Origin of the sequence: Streptomyces sp. WMMC500, assembly GCF_027497195.1 — a bacterium.
Lineage (GTDB): Bacteria > Actinomycetota > Actinomycetes > Streptomycetales > Streptomycetaceae > Streptomyces.
In genome coordinates, this window is sequence record NZ_CP114905.1 from 5,960,042 (window position 1) to 5,977,154 (window position 17,113).

Annotated in this window: 10 protein-coding genes and 2 rRNA genes; 10 read left to right on the plus strand and 2 right to left on the minus strand. The window is 69.3% G+C overall.

All coding sequences use genetic code 11. The features are described from left to right. Positions 1 to 56 precede the first annotated feature (56 nt). The 9 genes from O7599_RS25740 to O7599_RS25780 all read left to right on the plus strand — a co-directional run bounded on the left by O7599_RS25740 (position 57) and on the right by O7599_RS25780 (position 11,943). Positions 57 to 3,184: ribosomal RNA gene (locus O7599_RS25740) — 23S ribosomal RNA — on the plus strand. 75 nt (positions 3,185 to 3,259) lie between these two features. Further along, positions 3,260 to 3,376: ribosomal RNA gene (gene rrf / locus O7599_RS25745) — 5S ribosomal RNA — on the plus strand. A 72-nt stretch (positions 3,377 to 3,448) separates the two neighbouring features. Further along, the gene (mtnA, locus tag O7599_RS25750) at positions 3,449 to 4,552 is read left to right on the plus strand and encodes an S-methyl-5-thioribose-1-phosphate isomerase (RefSeq protein WP_281617990.1); all 1,104 of its coding nucleotides are present in this window, start codon (positions 3,449 to 3,451) and stop codon (positions 4,550 to 4,552) included. 104 nt (positions 4,553 to 4,656) lie between these two features. After that, positions 4,657 to 5,334 carry a two-component system response regulator MtrA gene (gene mtrA / locus O7599_RS25755; protein WP_018840454.1) on the plus strand — a complete coding sequence of 226 codons (678 nt, stop codon included), beginning with the start codon at positions 4,657 to 4,659 and terminating at the stop codon, positions 5,332 to 5,334. Between the two features lies 1 nt (position 5,335). After that, entirely contained in the window at positions 5,336 to 7,375 is a 2,040-nt protein-coding gene (mtrB, locus tag O7599_RS25760; RefSeq protein WP_281617991.1) for an MtrAB system histidine kinase MtrB, read from the plus strand. Beyond that, complete coding sequence (locus O7599_RS25765; RefSeq protein WP_281617992.1) at positions 7,362 to 9,266, plus strand: LpqB family beta-propeller domain-containing protein; 1,905 nt, start codon at positions 7,362 to 7,364, stop codon at positions 9,264 to 9,266. The genes mtrB and O7599_RS25765 overlap by 14 nt, the downstream gene beginning before the upstream one ends. Positions 9,267 to 9,358: 92 nt before the next feature. Continuing rightward, entirely contained in the window at positions 9,359 to 10,081 is a 723-nt protein-coding gene (locus O7599_RS25770) for a phosphoribosyltransferase family protein (RefSeq protein WP_281617993.1), read from the plus strand. A 329-nt stretch (positions 10,082 to 10,410) separates the two neighbouring features. After that, entirely contained in the window at positions 10,411 to 11,130 is a 720-nt protein-coding gene (gene raiA / locus O7599_RS25775) for a ribosome-associated translation inhibitor RaiA (RefSeq protein ID WP_348652564.1), read from the plus strand. Positions 11,131 to 11,223: 93 nt separating this feature from the next. Further along, positions 11,224 to 11,943, plus strand: a complete 720-nt coding sequence (locus tag O7599_RS25780) for a response regulator transcription factor (RefSeq protein ID WP_281617995.1) — start codon at positions 11,224 to 11,226, stop codon at positions 11,941 to 11,943. A 73-nt stretch (positions 11,944 to 12,016) separates the two neighbouring features. On the opposite strand, the gene O7599_RS25785 is transcribed toward O7599_RS25780, so the two are convergent. Together O7599_RS25785 and O7599_RS25790 are read right to left on the minus strand one after the other, a co-directional pair. After that, positions 12,017 to 13,216, minus strand: coding sequence for a crosslink repair DNA glycosylase YcaQ family protein (locus O7599_RS25785; protein WP_281617996.1), 1,200 nt, complete (start codon positions 13,214 to 13,216; stop codon positions 12,017 to 12,019). 103 nt (positions 13,217 to 13,319) lie between these two features. Further along, positions 13,320 to 13,946 carry a GNAT family N-acetyltransferase gene (locus tag O7599_RS25790; protein WP_281617997.1) on the minus strand — a complete coding sequence of 209 codons (627 nt, stop codon included), beginning with the start codon at positions 13,944 to 13,946 and terminating at the stop codon, positions 13,320 to 13,322. A gap of 306 nt (positions 13,947 to 14,252) precedes the next feature. On the opposite strand from O7599_RS25790, the gene secA reads away from it, so the two are divergent. Then, positions 14,253 to 17,096, plus strand: coding sequence for a preprotein translocase subunit SecA (secA, locus tag O7599_RS25795; protein ID WP_281617998.1), 2,844 nt, complete (start codon positions 14,253 to 14,255; stop codon positions 17,094 to 17,096). The last annotated feature ends 17 nt before the right edge of the window (positions 17,097 to 17,113 follow it).

The window sequence follows — 17,113 nt, forward strand, 5'->3', positions numbered from 1 at the left end:
TTCGGGTCTCTTATGGGTTGTTGTTTGAGAACTGCACAGTGGACGCGAGCATCTGTGGCCAAGTTTTTAAGGGCGCATGGTGGATGCCTTGGCACCAGGAACCGATGAAGGACGTGGGAGGCCGCGATAGGCCCCGGGGAGCTGTCAACCGAGCTGTGATCCGGGGGTGTCCGAATGGGGAAACCCGGCAGTCGTCATGGGCTGTCACCCGCTGCTGAATGTATAGGCGGTTGGGAGGGAACGCGGGGAAGTGAAACATCTCAGTACCCGCAGGAAGAGAAAACAATTGTGATTCCGGGAGTAGTGGCGAGCGAAACTGGATGAGGCTAAACCGTTTGTGTGTGATACCCGGCAGGGGTTGCGCAGGCGGGGTTGTGGGAGCGAACTTTCATGGTCTGCCGGCTGTGAGGTGAGTGATAAACCGTTGCGATAGGCGAAGGGCATGCGAAAGGCCCGGCGTAGAGGGTAAGACCCCCGTAGCTGAAATCGTGGCGGCTTGCTTGTTTGTTTCCCAAGTAGCACGGGGCCCGAGAAATCCCGTGTGAATCTGGCGGGACCACCCGCTAAGCCTAAATATTCCCTGGTGACCGATAGCGGATAGTACCGTGAGGGAATGGTGAAAAGTACCGCGGGAGCGGAGTGAAAGAGTACCTGAAACCGTGTGCCTACAAGCCGTGGGAGCGTCGCACGCTGAGACTTGTTCTTGGTGTGTCGTGACTGCGTGCCTTTTGAAGAATGAGCCTGCGAGTTAGCGGTGTGTAGCGAGGTTAACCCGTGTGGGGTAGCCGTAGCGAAAGCGAGTCCTAGCTGGGCGTTGAGTTGCACGCTCTAGACCCGAAGCGGGGTGATCTAGCCATGGGCAGGGTGAAGCGGCTGTAAGAGGTCGTGGAGGCCCGAACCCACCAGGGTTGAAAACCTGGGGGATGACCTGTGGTTAGGGGTGAAAGGCCAATCAAACTCCGTGATAGCTGGTTCTCCCCGAAATGCATTTAGGTGCAGCGTCGTGTGTTGCTTGCCGGAGGTAGAGCTACTGGATAGGCGATGGGCCTTACCGGGTTACTGACCTTAGCCAAACTCCGAATGCCGGTAAGTTGAGCGCGGCAGTGAGACTGCGGGGGATAAGCTCCGTGGTCGAGAGGGAAACAGCCCAGAGCATCGACTAAGGCCCCTAAGCGTATGCTAAGTGGGAAAGGATGTGGAGTCGCAGAGACAACCAGGAGGTTGGCTTAGAAGCAGCCATCCTTGAAAGAGTGCGTAATAGCTCACTGGTCAAGTGATTCCGCGCCGACAATGTAGCGGGGCTCAAGCGTACCGCCGAAGTCGTGTCACTCCAGCATGACGGCTAACGCCGGCTGGGGTGGGTAGGGGAGCGTCGTGTGCCGGGTGAAGCCGCACCGTAAGGTAGTGGTGGACGGTTCGCGAGTGAGAATGCAGGCATGAGTAGCGATACACACGTGGGAAACGTGTGCGCCGATTGACTAAGGGTTCCTGGGTCAAGTTGATCTGCCCAGGGTAAGTCGGGGCCTAAGGCGAGGCCGACAGGCGTAGTCGATGGATAACCGGTTGATATTCCGGTACCCGCTGTGAGGCGCCAAACATCGAATCAGGTGATGCTAAGCCCGTGAAGCCCCCTTGTTGATCCTTCGGGTGATACAAGGTGTGGTGGAGCCGGTGATCCGAGCTTGTAGTAGGTGAGTGATGGGGTGACGCAGGAAGGTAGTCCAGCCCGGGCGGTGGTTGTCCCGGGGTAAGGGTGTGGCCCGTTGTGCAGGTAAATCCGTGCAACATGAGGGTGAGACCTGATGCCGAGCCGATTGTGGTGAAGTGGATGATCCTATGCTGTCGAGAAAAGCCTCTAGCGATGTTTCATGGCGGCCCGTACCCTAAACCGACTCAGGTGGTCAGGTAGAGTATACCGAGGCGTTCGGGTGAACTATGGTTAAGGAACTCGGCAAAATGCCCCCGTAACTTCGGGAGAAGGGGGGCCGCTTCCGGTGATGGCCTTTACGGCTGGAGCTGGGGGTGGCCGCAGAGACCAGCGAGAAGCGACTGTTTACTAAAAACACAGGTCCGTGCGAAGCTGTAAGGCGATGTATACGGACTGACGCCTGCCCGGTGCTGGAACGTTAAGGGGACCGGTTAGTCACCTTCGGGTGGCGAAGCTGAGAACTTAAGCGCCAGTAAACGGCGGTGGTAACTATAACCATCCTAAGGTAGCGAAATTCCTTGTCGGGTAAGTTCCGACCTGCACGAATGGCGTAACGACTTCTCGACTGTCTCAACCATAGGCCCGGTGAAATTGCATTACGAGTAAAGATGCTCGTTTCGCGCAGCAGGACGGAAAGACCCCGGGACCTTTACTACAGCTTGATATTGGTGTTCGGTTCGGCTTGTGTAGGATAGGTGGGAGACTGTGAAGCGGCCACGCCAGTGGTTGTGGAGTCGTCGTTGAAATACCACTCTGGTCGTGTTGGATGTCTAACCTGGGTCCGTGATCCGGATCGGGGACAGTGTCTGGTGGGTAGTTTAACTGGGGCGGTTGCCTCCTAAAGGGTAACGGAGGCGCCCAAAGGTTCCCTCAGCCTGGTTGGTCATCAGGTGGTGAGTGTAAGTGCACAAGGGAGCTTGACTGCGAGACTGACGGGTCGAGCAGGTGCGAAAGCAGGGACTAGTGATCCGGCGGTGGCTTGTGGGAGCGCCGTCGCTCAACGGATAAAAGGTACCCCGGGGATAACAGGCTGATCTTCCCCAAGAGTCCATATCGACGGGATGGTTTGGCACCTCGATGTCGGCTCGTCGCATCCTGGGGCTGGAGTCGGTCCCAAGGGTTGGGCTGTTCGCCCATTAAAGCGGCACGCGAGCTGGGTTTAGAACGTCGTGAGACAGTTCGGTCCCTATCCGCTGCGCGCGTAGGAGTCTTGAGAAGGGCTGTCCCTAGTACGAGAGGACCGGGACGGACGGACCTCTGGTGTGCCAGTTGTTCTGCCAAGGGCATGGCTGGTTGGCTACGTTCGGGAGGGATAACCGCTGAAAGCATCTAAGCGGGAAGCCTGCTTCGAGATGAGGACTCCCACCCCCTTTGAGGGGTTAAGGCCCCCTGTAGACGACGGGGTTGATAGGCCGGATCTGGAAGCCCTGTGAGGGGTGGAGGTGACCGGTACTAATAGGCCGAGGGCTTGTCCATAGCTGCTTGCGTCCACTGTGTAGGTTCTGAGACAACAACCCGCCCTTTTCAGGCTGCTTGTGTGTTTCATAGTGTTTCGGTGGTCATAGCGTTGGGGAAACGCCCGGTCTCATTCCGAACCCGGAAGCTAAGCCCGACCGCGCCGATGGTACTGCATGGGGGACCGTGTGGGAGAGTAGGTCACCGCCGAACAATTCTTGGATTCAACCCCTGGGCTGCCGCCCAGGGGTTGAGTCATTTCCGGGGGCCTTGCAGACTGGGACGATGGCCGAGGAGATTGCCGCGCTGCGTTGGGATGAGCCGTCGGACGACGGGGGCGCCCCCGCGGTTGTTCTGCTGGATCAGACGCGACTGCCCGCCGACGAAGTGGAGTTGGTGTGTGGCGACGTGCCGGCGTTGGTGCGGGCGATCCAGACGCTTGCCGTGCGGGGAGCCCCGTTGCTCGGTATTGCGGGGGCGTACGGCGTCGCTTTGGCGGCGGCGCGCGGGGACGACGTCGACCAGGCCGCCGACCTGCTCGCCGGCGCGCGGCCGACCGCCGTGAATCTGGCGTACGGCGTGCGGAAGGCGCAGAGCGCCTTTCGTACCTCCGTGGAGGCCGGTGAGGGCGCTGTCCGGGCCGCCGGTGCCGCGCTTGCCGAGGCGCGGGGGTTGCACGCGGACGACGCCCGGGCCAGCGCGCGGATGGCGGAGCACGGGCTGCGGCTGCTCGGCGAGCTGGTACCCCGCGGTGGTTATCGGGTGCTCACCCACTGCAACACCGGGGCGCTGGTGTCCGGCGGCGGGGGTACGGCGCTGGCCGTGGTGCTGGCGGCGCACCGGTCCGGGGAGCTGCGGCGGCTGTGGGTGGACGAGACCCGCCCGCTGCTGCAGGGGGCCCGGCTGACCGCGTACGAGGCGGGGCGGGCCGGCATGCCGTACACGCTGCTGACGGACAACGCGGCCGGGTCGCTTTTTGCGAACGGGGAGGTCGACGCGGTGGTCCTGGGCGCGGACCGGATTGCGGCGGACGGGTCGGTGGCCAACAAAGTGGGGACGTACCCGCTGGCGGTGCTCGCCCGCTACCATCGGGTTCCGTTCCTCGTCGTCGCGCCGACGACGACGGTGGACTTCGATACGCCGGACGGCTCTGCCATCGAGGTGGAGCAGCGGGCCGAGGGCGAGGTCACGGAGTTCTCCGTGCCGCACGCCGCCGGCTCCGGTCCGGGGCAGGCCGCGGCGGCGTATGCGGTCGCACCTGCGGGGACGCAGGCGTACAACCCGGCGTTCGACGTCACCCCGCCGGAGCTGGTGACGGCTCTGGTCACGGAGCGTGGGGTGGCCTCGCCGGTGACGGGGGATTCGCTCGCGGAGCTGGTTGTGCGTTGACCGCGGGTGATATTCAGGGGAAGCGGTACGTCGTGGCGGTGGCCGGGGCGTGACCTGGGACACGGGATTCTCTGTATGGGATGTGTAAATGGGATGATGTCGTCATGAAGGGACGCGTTCTCGTCGTCGACGACGACACCGCACTGGCCGAGATGCTCGGCATCGTGCTGCGCGGGGAAGGCTTCGAGCCGTCATTCGTATCCGACGGTGACAAGGCGCTTGCCGCGTTTCGCGAGTCGAAGCCCGACCTGGTGCTTCTCGACCTCATGCTGCCCGGCCGGGACGGTATCGAGGTCTGCCGCCTGATCAGGGCGGAGTCAGGTGTGCCGATCGTCATGCTGACGGCGAAGAGCGACACCGTGGATGTCGTCGTGGGCCTGGAATCCGGGGCCGACGACTACATCGTCAAGCCGTTCAAGCCCAAGGAGCTGGTGGCCCGTATCCGGGCCCGGCTGCGCCGGTCGGAGGAGCCGGTACCCGAGCAGTTGGCGATCGGCGATCTGGTGATCGACGTCGCCGGGCATTCGGTGAAGCGCGGCGGTGAGCCGATCGCGCTGACGCCGCTGGAATTCGATCTGCTGGTGGCGCTGGCGCGCAAGCCGTGGCAGGTCTTCACGCGCGAGGTGCTGCTGGAGCAGGTCTGGGGCTATCGGCACGCCGCCGACACGCGTCTCGTCAACGTCCACGTGCAGCGGCTGCGCTCGAAAGTCGAGAAGGACCCGGAGAAGCCGGAGATCGTCGTGACCGTCCGCGGCGTCGGCTACAAGGCGGGACCGAGCTGACGTGTTCCGCGTGCTGCCGCGGGAGGGCGTGCCCGGCGGGCCGGTGCAGCCGTTCGTCCGGCTGTGCGTGCGCTGGGTACGCCGTCCGTTGCGCGCGGCGACGAAGCTGTACCGGCGGAACATCCAGTTGCGGGTGGTCGCCACCACGCTGCTGATGTCCCTGGGCGTCGTCGTGCTGCTCGGCATCGTCGTCATCGGGCAGGTCCGTAACGGCCTGCTGGAGGCGAAGCTCGGTGCCGCGCACGGGCAGGCGCAGAGCGGCTTCGCGCAGGCGGAGATCCGGGGTGCTTCGGAGGAGCCCGGCAGCGGCGGCGAGGCCACGGCGTCCGTGAACTCCGCGGAGTGGCGGGCGGCCCTGGTGGAGCAGCTCATGGGCAGCGGGCAGGGGGTCGTGTCCGTCCTGGTGATGAGCTCCAGCGTGAGCAACGAGGCCACCGGCGCGACCGACAATCCGCGCGGCTCGCTCGTCTCGGACGACACGTCGGTGGACAGCATCCCGGCCGATCTGCGCGAGAAGGTCGACCGCGGCGGCGGCTCGGGGATCTACGAGCAGTACGCGCGCGTCTGGAAGCGCGGCTCGGACGAGAGCGAGCCCTCGCTGATCATCGGCAAGCGGCTGAACGACCCGAACAACAACCCTTACCAGCTCTACTTCGTGTTTCCCTTCACGCAGGAGGAGAAGACGCTGAGCCTGGTGAAGGGCACCCTGGCGACCGCGGGGGTGTTCGTGGTGGTGCTGCTCGGCGCCATCGCCTGGCTTGTCGTCCGCCAGATCGTCACGCCCGTGCGGATGGCCGCCAGCATCGCCGAGCGGCTGGCGGCCGGGCGGTTGCAGGAGCGGATGAAGGTCAGCGGCGAGGACGACATCGCGCGGCTCGGCCAGTCGTTCAACAAGATGGCGCAGAACCTCCAGGTGAAGATCCAGCAGCTCGAGGATCTGTCGCGGATGCAGCGCCGCTTCGTCTCCGACGTCTCGCACGAGCTGCGCACCCCGCTGACGACGGTGCGGATGGCCGCGGACGTGATCCACGAGGCGCGCGAGGACTTCGATCCGGTGACCGCGCGCTCCGCCGAGCTGCTGCTCGACCAGGTGGACCGGTTCGAGTCGCTGCTCTCCGACCTCCTGGAGATCAGCCGCTTCGACGCGGGCGCCGCGGCGCTGGACGCCGAGGCCGTCGACCTGCGGGAGATCGTGCGGCGCGTCGTGGGCGGTGCGCAGATGCTGGCGGACGCCAAGGGCGGGCGGCTGCTCGTCACGGGCGACGAGCGGCCGGTGATCGCGGAGGTCGACGCGCGGCGGGTGGAGCGGGTGCTGCGCAACCTGGTCGTCAACGCCGTGGAGCACGGCGAGGGCCGCGATGTCGTCGTACGTCTCGGGGCGTCGGAGAGCGCGGTGGCGGTGGCCGTGCGCGACTACGGCGTGGGGCTGAAGCCCGGCGAGGCGACGCGGGTGTTCAACCGCTTCTGGCGCGCCGATCCGGCCCGTGCCCGTACCACGGGAGGGACCGGGCTGGGGCTGTCGATCTCGCTGGAGGACGCCCGGCTGCACGGCGGCTGGCTGCAGGCGTGGGGTGAGCCGGGCGGCGGCTCGCAGTTCCGGCTGACGCTGCCGCGGACGGGCGGGGAGCCGCTGCACGGCTCGCCGGTGTCGCTGGAGCCGGACGACTCGCGGGCGCGGCGGGCGGCGCGGACGGTGCGGGAGCCGGGTGCGGTGAGCGTGGCGCCGGCCGGTGGTTCGGCCGGCGGTGAGCTGCTGGGGACCGTACCGGCGCAGGGCGGGCGGGGAACGGCCGCCGCCGCGCGGGCGGCGGCGCCACGGCCCGCGGAGCGGCCGGAGGCGGACCCGACGGCGCTGCCGGGCAGCGGGCGGCGGGTCAGCGGCTATGCGGGGGCGGCGGACGAGGCGCCGGGTGCCGAGGGCGAGGATGAGCCCGTCAGCGGGTCTGAGGGCGCTTCTGAGGGCGTCCCGGAGGGGGGCGAGGGCAGCGGTGAGGTCCCTAGTGAGGTCGGCGGCGAGGGGGAGCGCGGTGGTCGCGTCTAGGCGTACGGGAAAGACGGCGGCGGTACGCGGGCGGGTGCGCCGGGCGGCGGCCCGTACCCCGGGTCCGTACCGGCGCCGGCCTCCGGCCCGTGCGCGTCGGTACGCCACCGCCGCGCTGCTCGGCGGCTTCCTGCTCCTCACCGGCTGCGCGTCCATGCCCGACAGCGGGGGCGTGCACCAGGTGCCGCTGTCGGAGCAGCGTGAGGAGCCGCGCGCGCGTACGTTCGCGGAGCGGCCGGAGCCGGGGGCCAGGCCGCAGCGCATCGTGTCGGACTTCCTGGAGGCTCTGCGCAGCGACGACTACGCCACCGTCGCCAAGGCGTATCTGACCAAGAAGGCGCGCACGTGGACTCCCGGCGAGACGACGGTGCTCGCCGAGGCGCCCACGGTGGTGGAGCGCCCGACGGCGGGGCCGAAGCCGGTGAACGGCAGCAAGATGACCACGGCCGTCGTCCAACTGCGCGGCGACAAGGTCGCCTGGCTCAACGAGGCGGGCACGTACACGCCGGACGAGCGCCCGTACAGCCTGAACGTCGCGCTGTCGAAGGAGAAGAAGTCCGGCCAGTGGCGGATCGTGGACCCGCCGCGGGGGCTGGTGATCAGCCGGGCGGACTTCGAGCGGACCTTCCAGCCGGCGAGCACGTACCACTTCACGGCGCGCAGCAAGGACACGCTGGTGGCCGACCCCGTGTACGTACGGCGGCGGATCGACCCCGTGACGGACGCGGTGCGCACGCTGCTCGACGGGCCGGGCGGGCTGATCGGGTCGGTGACGGAGACGACGTTCCCGCAGCGCACCGCGCTGGCGCAGAACCAGCGGCTGACGGTCGACGAGGAGGGCACGCTGCGGGTGCGGCTCGCGATGGAGACGAGACCGGGGCTGCACACGTGCGAGCGGATGGCGGCGCAGGTCCTGCACACCGCGCAGAGCCAGGAGGGCGTGCGGGTCGACAACGTGGAGTTGCTGACGGCCAGGGACACCAGGATGTGCGACCTCAGCGCCACGGCGGGCGAGCGGTACGCGCCGGACCGGCTGGCCGGCCATCCCTCCTCGCTGTACTTCATCGACGCCAAGCACCGGCTGGTGCGGACCTCGTCGGGGCCGGAGGGGGGCGAGGCCGGGCCGGCGACGGTGATCAGCCCGCTCGGGGACGGCAAGCCGGCGTTCGGGTCGGCGGCGGTGGCCCGTTCGGAGAAGAAGGCGGCCGCCGTCACGGCCACGGGACGCGCGCTGTACGTGTCGTCGCTGGACGAGTCCTCGAAGCTGGGGGAGCCGCTGCTGACCAGCGGTGCCACCGAGGCGCAGGCCGAGCGGGGCGACGGGCTCACGGCGCCGAGCTGGGACGGGCTCGGCGACCTGTGGGCGGCGGACCGGGTCGGCGGGGAGTCGCGGCTGTACTGGATGGCGGGCGGCGCCGCGGAGCCGGTGCGCGTGGACGTCACGGGTCTTGACGGGCGGATCGAGGCGCTGCGGGTGTCGGCGGAGGGGGCGCGGATCGCGCTGGTCGTCAGCGAGGGGTCGGAGAGCCGGCTGGTGCTGGGGACGGTCTCGGTGAAGGACGGCGTACCGGTGGTGGCGCAGTTGCGCGACACGGGGGCGCTGGAGGAGGTGCGGGCCGTGGCGTGGGCGGGCGAGAGCCGGCTGCTGGTCGTGGGCCGGGAGTCCCAGGGCGTGCAGCAGATGCGGCTGGTGTCGACGGACGGGTCGGTGCCGCCGGCGGCGGAGCTGGGGCAGGGGCTGACCGGGGTGACGGCGGTGGCGGCGTCGGAGGACGGTACGAAGCCGCTGGTGGCGGCTTCGGAGGACGGGATCGTGCGGCTGCCGCAGAACGCGTACTGGAAGGCGGTGTCGGGCGGGGAAGGGGGCACGGCGCCGGTGTATCCGGGGTAGCGGCCGCGGGGTTCTGGCGCCGGGTTTTCCACATCCGCGGGGTTGTCCACAGGGGGGTCGCGGGTGTCGGTGGCGGCGGGCACGGTGGACGCATGCGGGGGACAGGGCGGGAACTGGCGGGGTTGGTGCTGCCGGCCGGCTGCGCGGGATGCGGGGCCGGGCGGGGCGCGGGGGCGCTGTGCGCGGGGTGTGCGGCGGAGCTGGCGGCGGGGGCGGTGCGGCGCGTGGTGCCCCGGCCGCGGCCCGCGGGTCTCCCCGCGGTGTACGCGGCGGTGGCGTATGCGGGCGCGGCCCGGGCGGCGCTGCTGGCGCACAAGGAACGCGGCGCGCTGAGTCTGGCCCGCCCGCTGGGCTCGGCCGTGGCGGCGGGGGTGCGGGCCGCGGCGGCCGTGGGTGAGCGCGTGGTGCTCGTGCCGGTGCCGTCGGCGCGGACGGCGGTGCTGCGGCGGGGGCACGATCCGGTGCGGCGTCTCGCGCTCGTGGCCGCGGAGCGGCTGCGGCGGGGCGGGATACGGGTGGAGCTGCTGCCGGTGCTGCGGCAGCGGCGGGCGGTGGCGGACCAGGCGGGGCTGAGCGCCGCGGCGCGGCGGCGGAACGTCTCCGGGGCGCTGGAGGTGGTGCGGGGCGGCGCGCTGCGGTTGCGTGCGCCCGGGTGCCGGGTGGTGCTCGTGGACGACGTGCTGACGACGGGGGCGTCCCTCGCCGAGGCGGCGCGGGCCGTGCGCGCGGCGGGGTGCCCCGGCGGGCTCGCGGCGGCCGTCGTGGCCGCGCCGCGGGACGCGTTCGAAGCAGGTCGCGCGTGTCCGCTTCCTTGACTGCATTCTTACGTTTCCGCAGGTAGAAAGGAGGTATAAGCACCTGATCAGACCGTAGGCGCCGCAGGGGGTGCCGCAGCATCTCAGGCGAGCTATGTTCGATTGTGAGGAGGCTGCGAAGACAGTGGATGGGCCGAATCCGCTGGATCCGATGGGGTGTCGATCTTGTCGGTGGGGGAGGAGGAGGTGAAAGCCGGTCCTCCCGCGAGGAGGACCCGGCGGCAGAGAACCCCGAGGCTCCGGCAACCACCGGGGCCCCAGCGCACCAAGGGACCGGCTTCGCCCGTCAGCTCAGCGGTACGCGGAGCCGCTCCAGAACGGAGTTCTGCGTGGACATCGTCGTCAAGGGCCGCAAGACCGAGGTTCCCGAGCGGTTTCGTCGGCATGTGGCCGAGAAGCTGAAGCTGGACAAGATCCAGAAGTTCGACGGCAAGGTGATCAGCCTTGATGTCGAGGTGTCCAAGGAGCACAACCCGCGGCTGGCCGACCGCTGCGACCGGGTGGAGATCACAGTTCACTCCCGGGGGCCCGTGGTGCGCGCCGAGGCGGCCGCGGCTGACCCGTACGCAGCCCTGGACCTGGCGACGGCCAAGCTGGAGGCGAGGCTGCGCAAGCAGCACGACAAGCGCAAGACCCGGCGGCCCGGCAAGGACCGCCGTACCGCCGCGGAGGTGGGCGACGTCGTCGCGCACGCGGCGCAGCTCACCGACGACGGTGAGCTGACCACCCCGTCGATGGAGACGACGGGGGAGAGCGAGCCGCGGCAGAACGGCTCTCGGCCCCTTCGCCGCGGGCCCCTGGAGGTGGACGGCGACGGCCCCCTGGTGGTGCGGGAGAAGACCCACGCCGCACCGCCGATGACGCTGGACCAGGCGCTGTACGAGATGGAGCTCGTCGGGCACGACTTCTATCTCTTCGTCGACTCCGACAAGAAACTGCCCAGCGTTGTCTACCGCCGGCACGCATATGACTATGGCGTGATCCACCTCGACCCGTATCTGATCGAGGCGTCGCTGCCCGATGGTGCGGGGGGCGCCCTGGGCGGCTGAAAGGCGACGGTAGGCGGGCGGCGGGGGCGTCACCCCGCCGCCCGATCGTGGAATCATGTGCGCGCACGGCAATGTCGGTGCCTGGGGGCAAGCGTGGCGGAGTTCGAGCTGAGCGGAGCAGGTGAGCCGAAGGCGGCGGTCGGTCCCCGGGAGGAGCCGATCCGCGTCCTCGTCGTGGACGACCATGAGCTCTTCCGCCGCGGCTTGGAGATCGTCCTCGCGCAGGAGGAGGACATCCAGGTCGTCGGCGAGGCGGGCGACGGCGCCGAGGCCGTGGACAAGGCCGCCGACCTCCTTCCCGACATCGTGCTGATGGACATCCGGATGCCCCGGCGCAGCGGCATCGAGGCGTGCACGGCCATCAAGGAAGTCGCGCCGAGCGCGAAGATCATCATGCTGACGATCAGCGACGAGGAAGCCGATCTCTACGACGCCATCAAGGCGGGCGCGACCGGCTATCTGCTGAAGGAGATCTCCACCGACGAGGTCTCCGCCGCGATCCGGGCCGTGGCGGACGGGCAGTCGCAGATCAGCCCGTCGATGGCGTCGAAGCTGCTGACCGAGTTCAAGTCGATGATCCAGCGCACCGACGAGCGGCGTCTCGTGCCGGCGCCCCGGCTGACCGACCGGGAGCTGGAAGTGCTCAAGCTCGTGGCCACCGGGATGAACAACCGCGACATCGCCAAAGAGCTGTTCATCAGCGAGAACACGGTGAAGAACCACGTCCGCAACATCCTGGAGAAGCTGCAGTTGCACTCCCGGATGGAGGCCGTCGTCTACGCGATGCGCGAGAAGATCCTCGAAATCCGCTGACGTCTCCCGGGCGCCCCGGCGGCGCGCCGATCCCCGCCGCACGCGCCGTGCCGGGGGGCCCGCGGCCCGTCGGTCAGCCCGCGGCCACGGCCTTCTCCGCCGCCCGCGCGAGCGGCGTGTGCAGCTCCGGCGGGCTGACCCGCTCCACCCGCACCGACTGCGCCCCGACCCAGCTCGCCGCCTCCGCCAGCGCCGCCGCCGTGGGCGCCACGGCCTTCGCCGGCGTCACACCGTTCGGCCGGTCGGCACCCAGCGTCACCTGGCGGGCGACGAGCGTGCTCCCCTCGCGACCCGGGTCGACCCGGCCCACGAGCCTGCCGCCGGCGAGCACCGGCATGGCGAAATACCCGTGTATCCGGCGGGGCTTCGGCACGTACGCCTCCAGCCGGTGCGTCAGTCCGAAGATCCGCTCCGTCCGCGGGCGGTCCCAGATCAGGGAGTCGAACGGGGAGAGCAGCGTCGTCCTGTGCCGCCCCCGCGGGGCGTCTGCCAGCGCTTCCGGGTCGGCCCACGCCGGCTTGCCCCAGCCCTCGACCTCCACCGGGACCAGGCCCGTGTCCCCCACGACGGCGCCGACCTGCTCACCTTTGAGACGGTGATAATCAGCCAGGTCCGCGCGCGTGGCCACGCCAAGGGCCCGGCCCGCCTGGGCGACGAGCCGGCGCAGGCACTCCTCGTCCGGCAGGTCGTCGTGGAACACCGCGTCCGGGACGGCGCGCTCGGCCAGGTCGTACACCCGCTTCCAGCCCCGGCGGGCCGTGACGACCACCTCGCCGGCGTCCAGCAGCGTCTCCACCGCGATCTTCGTCTCCGACCAGTCCCACCACGGGCCGCCGTTCTTCGCCCCGCCCAGGTCCGTGGAGGTCAGCGGGCCGTCGGCGCGCAGCCGGTCCACGACGGCGGCGCGGGAGCCCGCCGGGTCCTGCAGGTGATGCCAGCGGTAGCCGCGCGCGCGGCGCTCCCGGCGGCGGAAGGCGAACAGCGGCCACTCCTCGATGGGCAGGATGCACGCGGCATGCGACCAGTACTCGAAAGCGGCCGTCCCGGACCAGTACGCCGACTCCACCGCCTCGCGGCCGATCGCGCCCAGGCGCGCGTACGGCACCAGCTCGTGCGACCGGGCGAGCACCGAGATCGTGTCCAACTGCACCGCGCCCAGCCGCCGCAGCACACCGCGGGCACCGGCACGGCGGTCGGGCGCGCCCAGCAGCCCCTGGGCGCGCAGGGCGATACGGCGGGCGTCGTCGGCGGAGAGAGACACGTTCGTGGCCATGCCGGCGAGCGTAGAGCCTGGCTCTGACAACCCCCGGCCCCACGCTTGCCTGCAGGTCCGGCGGGCGGCGCGCACGGTGGACATCCCGTGCGGAGCCGGACACTCAGCGCGACGGAGCGGCCGGCGGGGTCGGAGCGGACGGCGCGGACGGCGCCGGCAGATACGGCAGCCGCGACTCCAGCCCCACGTCCGAGGGCAGCAGCGAGCCCACCCAGGCGTCGCGCCGCGTCCCGTGGTTGACGAACCACGAGCGCAGCGTGCCCTCCATCGTGAAGCCCGCCCGCAGCGCCACCGCCCGCGAGGGCTCGTTGCCCACCTCGGCGAACCACTCCACCCGGTCGATGCCCACCTCCGTGAACGCCCACCGAACCACGGCCGCCACCGCCTCCGCCGTGTACCCGCGCCGCCGCTGCTCCGGCACCGTCCAGTACCCCAGCTCCGCGACGCGCTCCGCGTGCCGCGCGGGGGTGAAGCCGACGAGGCCCATCGAGCCCACCAGCGCCCCGCCGTCGCGGGTGAAGACGCCGAAGTTGTACAGGGTGTCCTCGCGCCAGCCGGCCGGGCTGACCTTGAGGACGAAGTCCTCGGCGTGCCCGCGCCCGTACGGCGACGGGACGCGCGTCCAGCGCTGGATGCCGGGGTCCTGGCAGGCGGCCAGGACGGCGTCGACGTCGCCGGCTTCCATGGGCCGCAGCAGCAGCCGTTCGGTGTCCAGGGTGACGGGGTCCATCCACGGATTCTCCGCCCGCGACCCCCGCCCCGCCACGGCTTTTTCCGCCCCGCCGGCCCCGCCCGCCGCACGCCCGCCACGGGCTCCGCGGGGCCTTTGCGGCACTTTTCGCGGGGTTCGGGCGTTGACACGTACGGTGACGGCACCTAACGTCCCTGGGCCGGACCTCCCGGGGCACCCGCGTCCTCGCATACGATGGCCGGTGCGGCCGTGGGCTCCGTGAGGCCCGAGAGGAGCCCCAGAGGACAGGGGCCGCACCAGCGCACCCGACCGTGCCAGGCCCGACCGGCAAGGAGCCAGCCCAAAGTGTCCGTCTTCGGAAAGATCATGCGCGCAGGCGAAGGAAAGATCCTGCGCAAGCTCAACCGCATTGCGGACCAGGTCAACTCCATCGAAGAGGACTTCAAGGAACTCTCCGATGCCGAGCTGCGCGCACTGACCGAGGAATACAAGCAGCGGTACGCGGACGGCGAGTCCCTCGACGACATCCTGCCCGAGGCGTTCGCCACCGTACGCGAGGCGGCCCGCCGGATCCTCGGCGAGCGGCACTACGACGTCCAGATCATGGGCGGCGCGGCGCTGCACGAGGGCTACGTGGCGGAGATGAAGACCGGCGAGGGCAAGACCCTGGTCGGCACCCTGCCCGCGTACCTCAACGCGATCGCCGGCAAGGGCGTGCACATCGTCACGGTCAACGACTACCTCGCCCAGCGCGACTCCGAGTGGATGGGCCGCGTCCACCGCTTCCTCGGCCTGTCGGTCGGCTGCATCCTCGCCAACATGCCGCCGGCCCAGCGCCGCGAGCAGTACAAGTGCGACATCACCTACGGGACGAACAACGAGTTCGGCTTCGACTACCTGCGCGACAACATGGCGTGGTCGAAGGACGAGCTGGTGCAGCGCGGCCACAACTACGCGATCGTCGACGAGGTCGACTCCATCCTCATCGACGAGGCCCGTACGCCGCTGATCATCTCCGGCCCCGCCGACCAGGCCACCAAGTGGTACGCCGACTTCGCCAAGCTCGTCACCCGGCTGACCAAGGGCGAGCCGGGCGACCCGCGCCTGGGCAAGCAGGAGACCGGCGACTACGACGTGGACGAGAAGAAGCGGACCGTCGCCATCCACGAGGCCGGCGTCGCCAAGGTGGAGAACTACCTGGGCATCGACAACCTCTACGAGTCGGTGAACACCCCCCTGGTCGGTTATCTGAACAACGCGATCAAGGCCAAGGAGCTGTTCAAGAAGGACAAGGACTACGTCGTCATGAACGGCGAAGTCATGATCGTCGACGAGCACACGGGCCGTATCCTCGCCGGCCGCCGCTACAACGAGGGCATGCACCAGGCGATCGAGGCCAAAGAGGGCGTCGACATCAAGGACGAGAACCAGACGCTCGCCACGATCACCCTGCAGAACTTCTTCCGGCTCTACAAGCGTGCGGACCACGACGGCGAGGAGGAGCCGGGCCTCGCCGGCATGACCGGTACGGCCATGACCGAGGCCGCCGAGTTCCAGCAGATCTACAAGCTCGGCGTGGTGCCCATCCCCACGAACCGGCCGCTGGCGCGCATGGACCAGTCCGACCTGATCTACCGCACGGAGGAGGCGAAGTTCTCCGCCGTCGTCGACGACATCTCGGAGAAGTACGAGAAGGGCCAGCCGGTGCTGGTCGGCACGACGTCGGTGGAGAAGTCCGAGTACCTCTCGCAGCAGCTCAGCAAGCGCGGCGTGCCGCACGAGGTGCTCAACGCCAAGCAGCACGACCGCGAGGCCGTGATCGTCGCGCAGGCCGGCCGCCGCGGCGCGATCACCGTCGCCACGAACATGGCCGGCCGCGGCACCGACATCAAGCTCGGCGGCAACCCCGAGGACCTCGCCGAGGCCGACCTGCGCCAGCAGGGCCTGGACCCGGTCGAGCACGCCGAGCAGTGGGCGGCGGCGCTGCCGGGCGCGCTGCAGAAGGCGGAGGCCGCGGTCAAGGCCGAGTACGAGGAGGTCAAGGAGCTCGGCGGGCTGTACGTGCTGGGCACCGAGCGGCACGAGTCGCGGCGCATCGACAACCAGTTGCGCGGTCGCTCCGGCCGCCAGGGCGACCCCGGCGAGTCCCGCTTCTACCTCTCCCTCGGCGACGACCTGATGCGGCTGTTCAAGGCGCAGTTGGTGGAGCGCGTCATGTCGATGGCCAACGTGCCCGACGACGTGCCCATCGAGAACAAGATGGTCACCCGCGCCATCGCCTCCGCCCAGTCGCAGGTCGAGCAGCAGAACTTCGAGACGCGCAAGAACGTCCTGAAGTACGACGAGGTGATGAACCGCCAGCGCGAGGTCATCTACAGCGAGCGCAAGCGGGTACTGGAGGGCGAGGACCTGCACGAGCAGGTGCGCCACTTCATGGACGACACCATCGACGCCTACATCCAGGCCGAGACCGTCGAGGGTTTCGCCGAGGAGTGGGACCTGGACCGGCTGTGGCGGGCCTTCAAGCAGCTCTACCCCGTCTCCGTGACCGTCGAGGAGCTGGAGGAGGCCGCGGGCGACCGCGCGGGCATCACGCCCGAGTTCATCGAGGACATGGTCAAGGAGGACGTCCGCGCGCAGTACGAGAAGCGCGAGGAGCAGCTCGGCTCGGAGATCATGCGGGAGCTGGAGCGCCGGGTCGTGCTGTCGGTGCTGGACCGCAAGTGGCGTGAGCACCTCTACGAGATGGACTACCTCCAGGAGGGCATCCAACTGCGCGCGATGGCGCAGAAGGACCCGCTGGTGGAGTTCCAGCGCGAGGGCTTCGACATGTTCAACGCCATGATGGACGGCATCAAGGAGGAGTCCGTCGGCTACCTGTTCAACCTGGAGGTCCAGGTCGAGCAGCAGGTCGAGGAGGTCCCGGTGCAGGACGCGGCGCCCGCCGACGCGGCGCCGAAGGACGCGGCGCCGGCCCCGGCGATCCTCGCCAAGGGCCTGGACCAGCCGCAGCGCCCCGACCGGCTGCACTTCTCCGCGCCCACCGCGGAGGGCGGCGTCGCGGAAGGCGAGCTGGCCACGGACGGCGCCCCGGCGGGCGCGACCGCCGGCGCGGGCGACGGCCGCACCCGGGCGGAGCGCCGCCGGGCCCAGAAGGGCGGCTCGAAGGGCAAGCGGCGCAAGAAGTGATGCCGTAGGACGTTGAG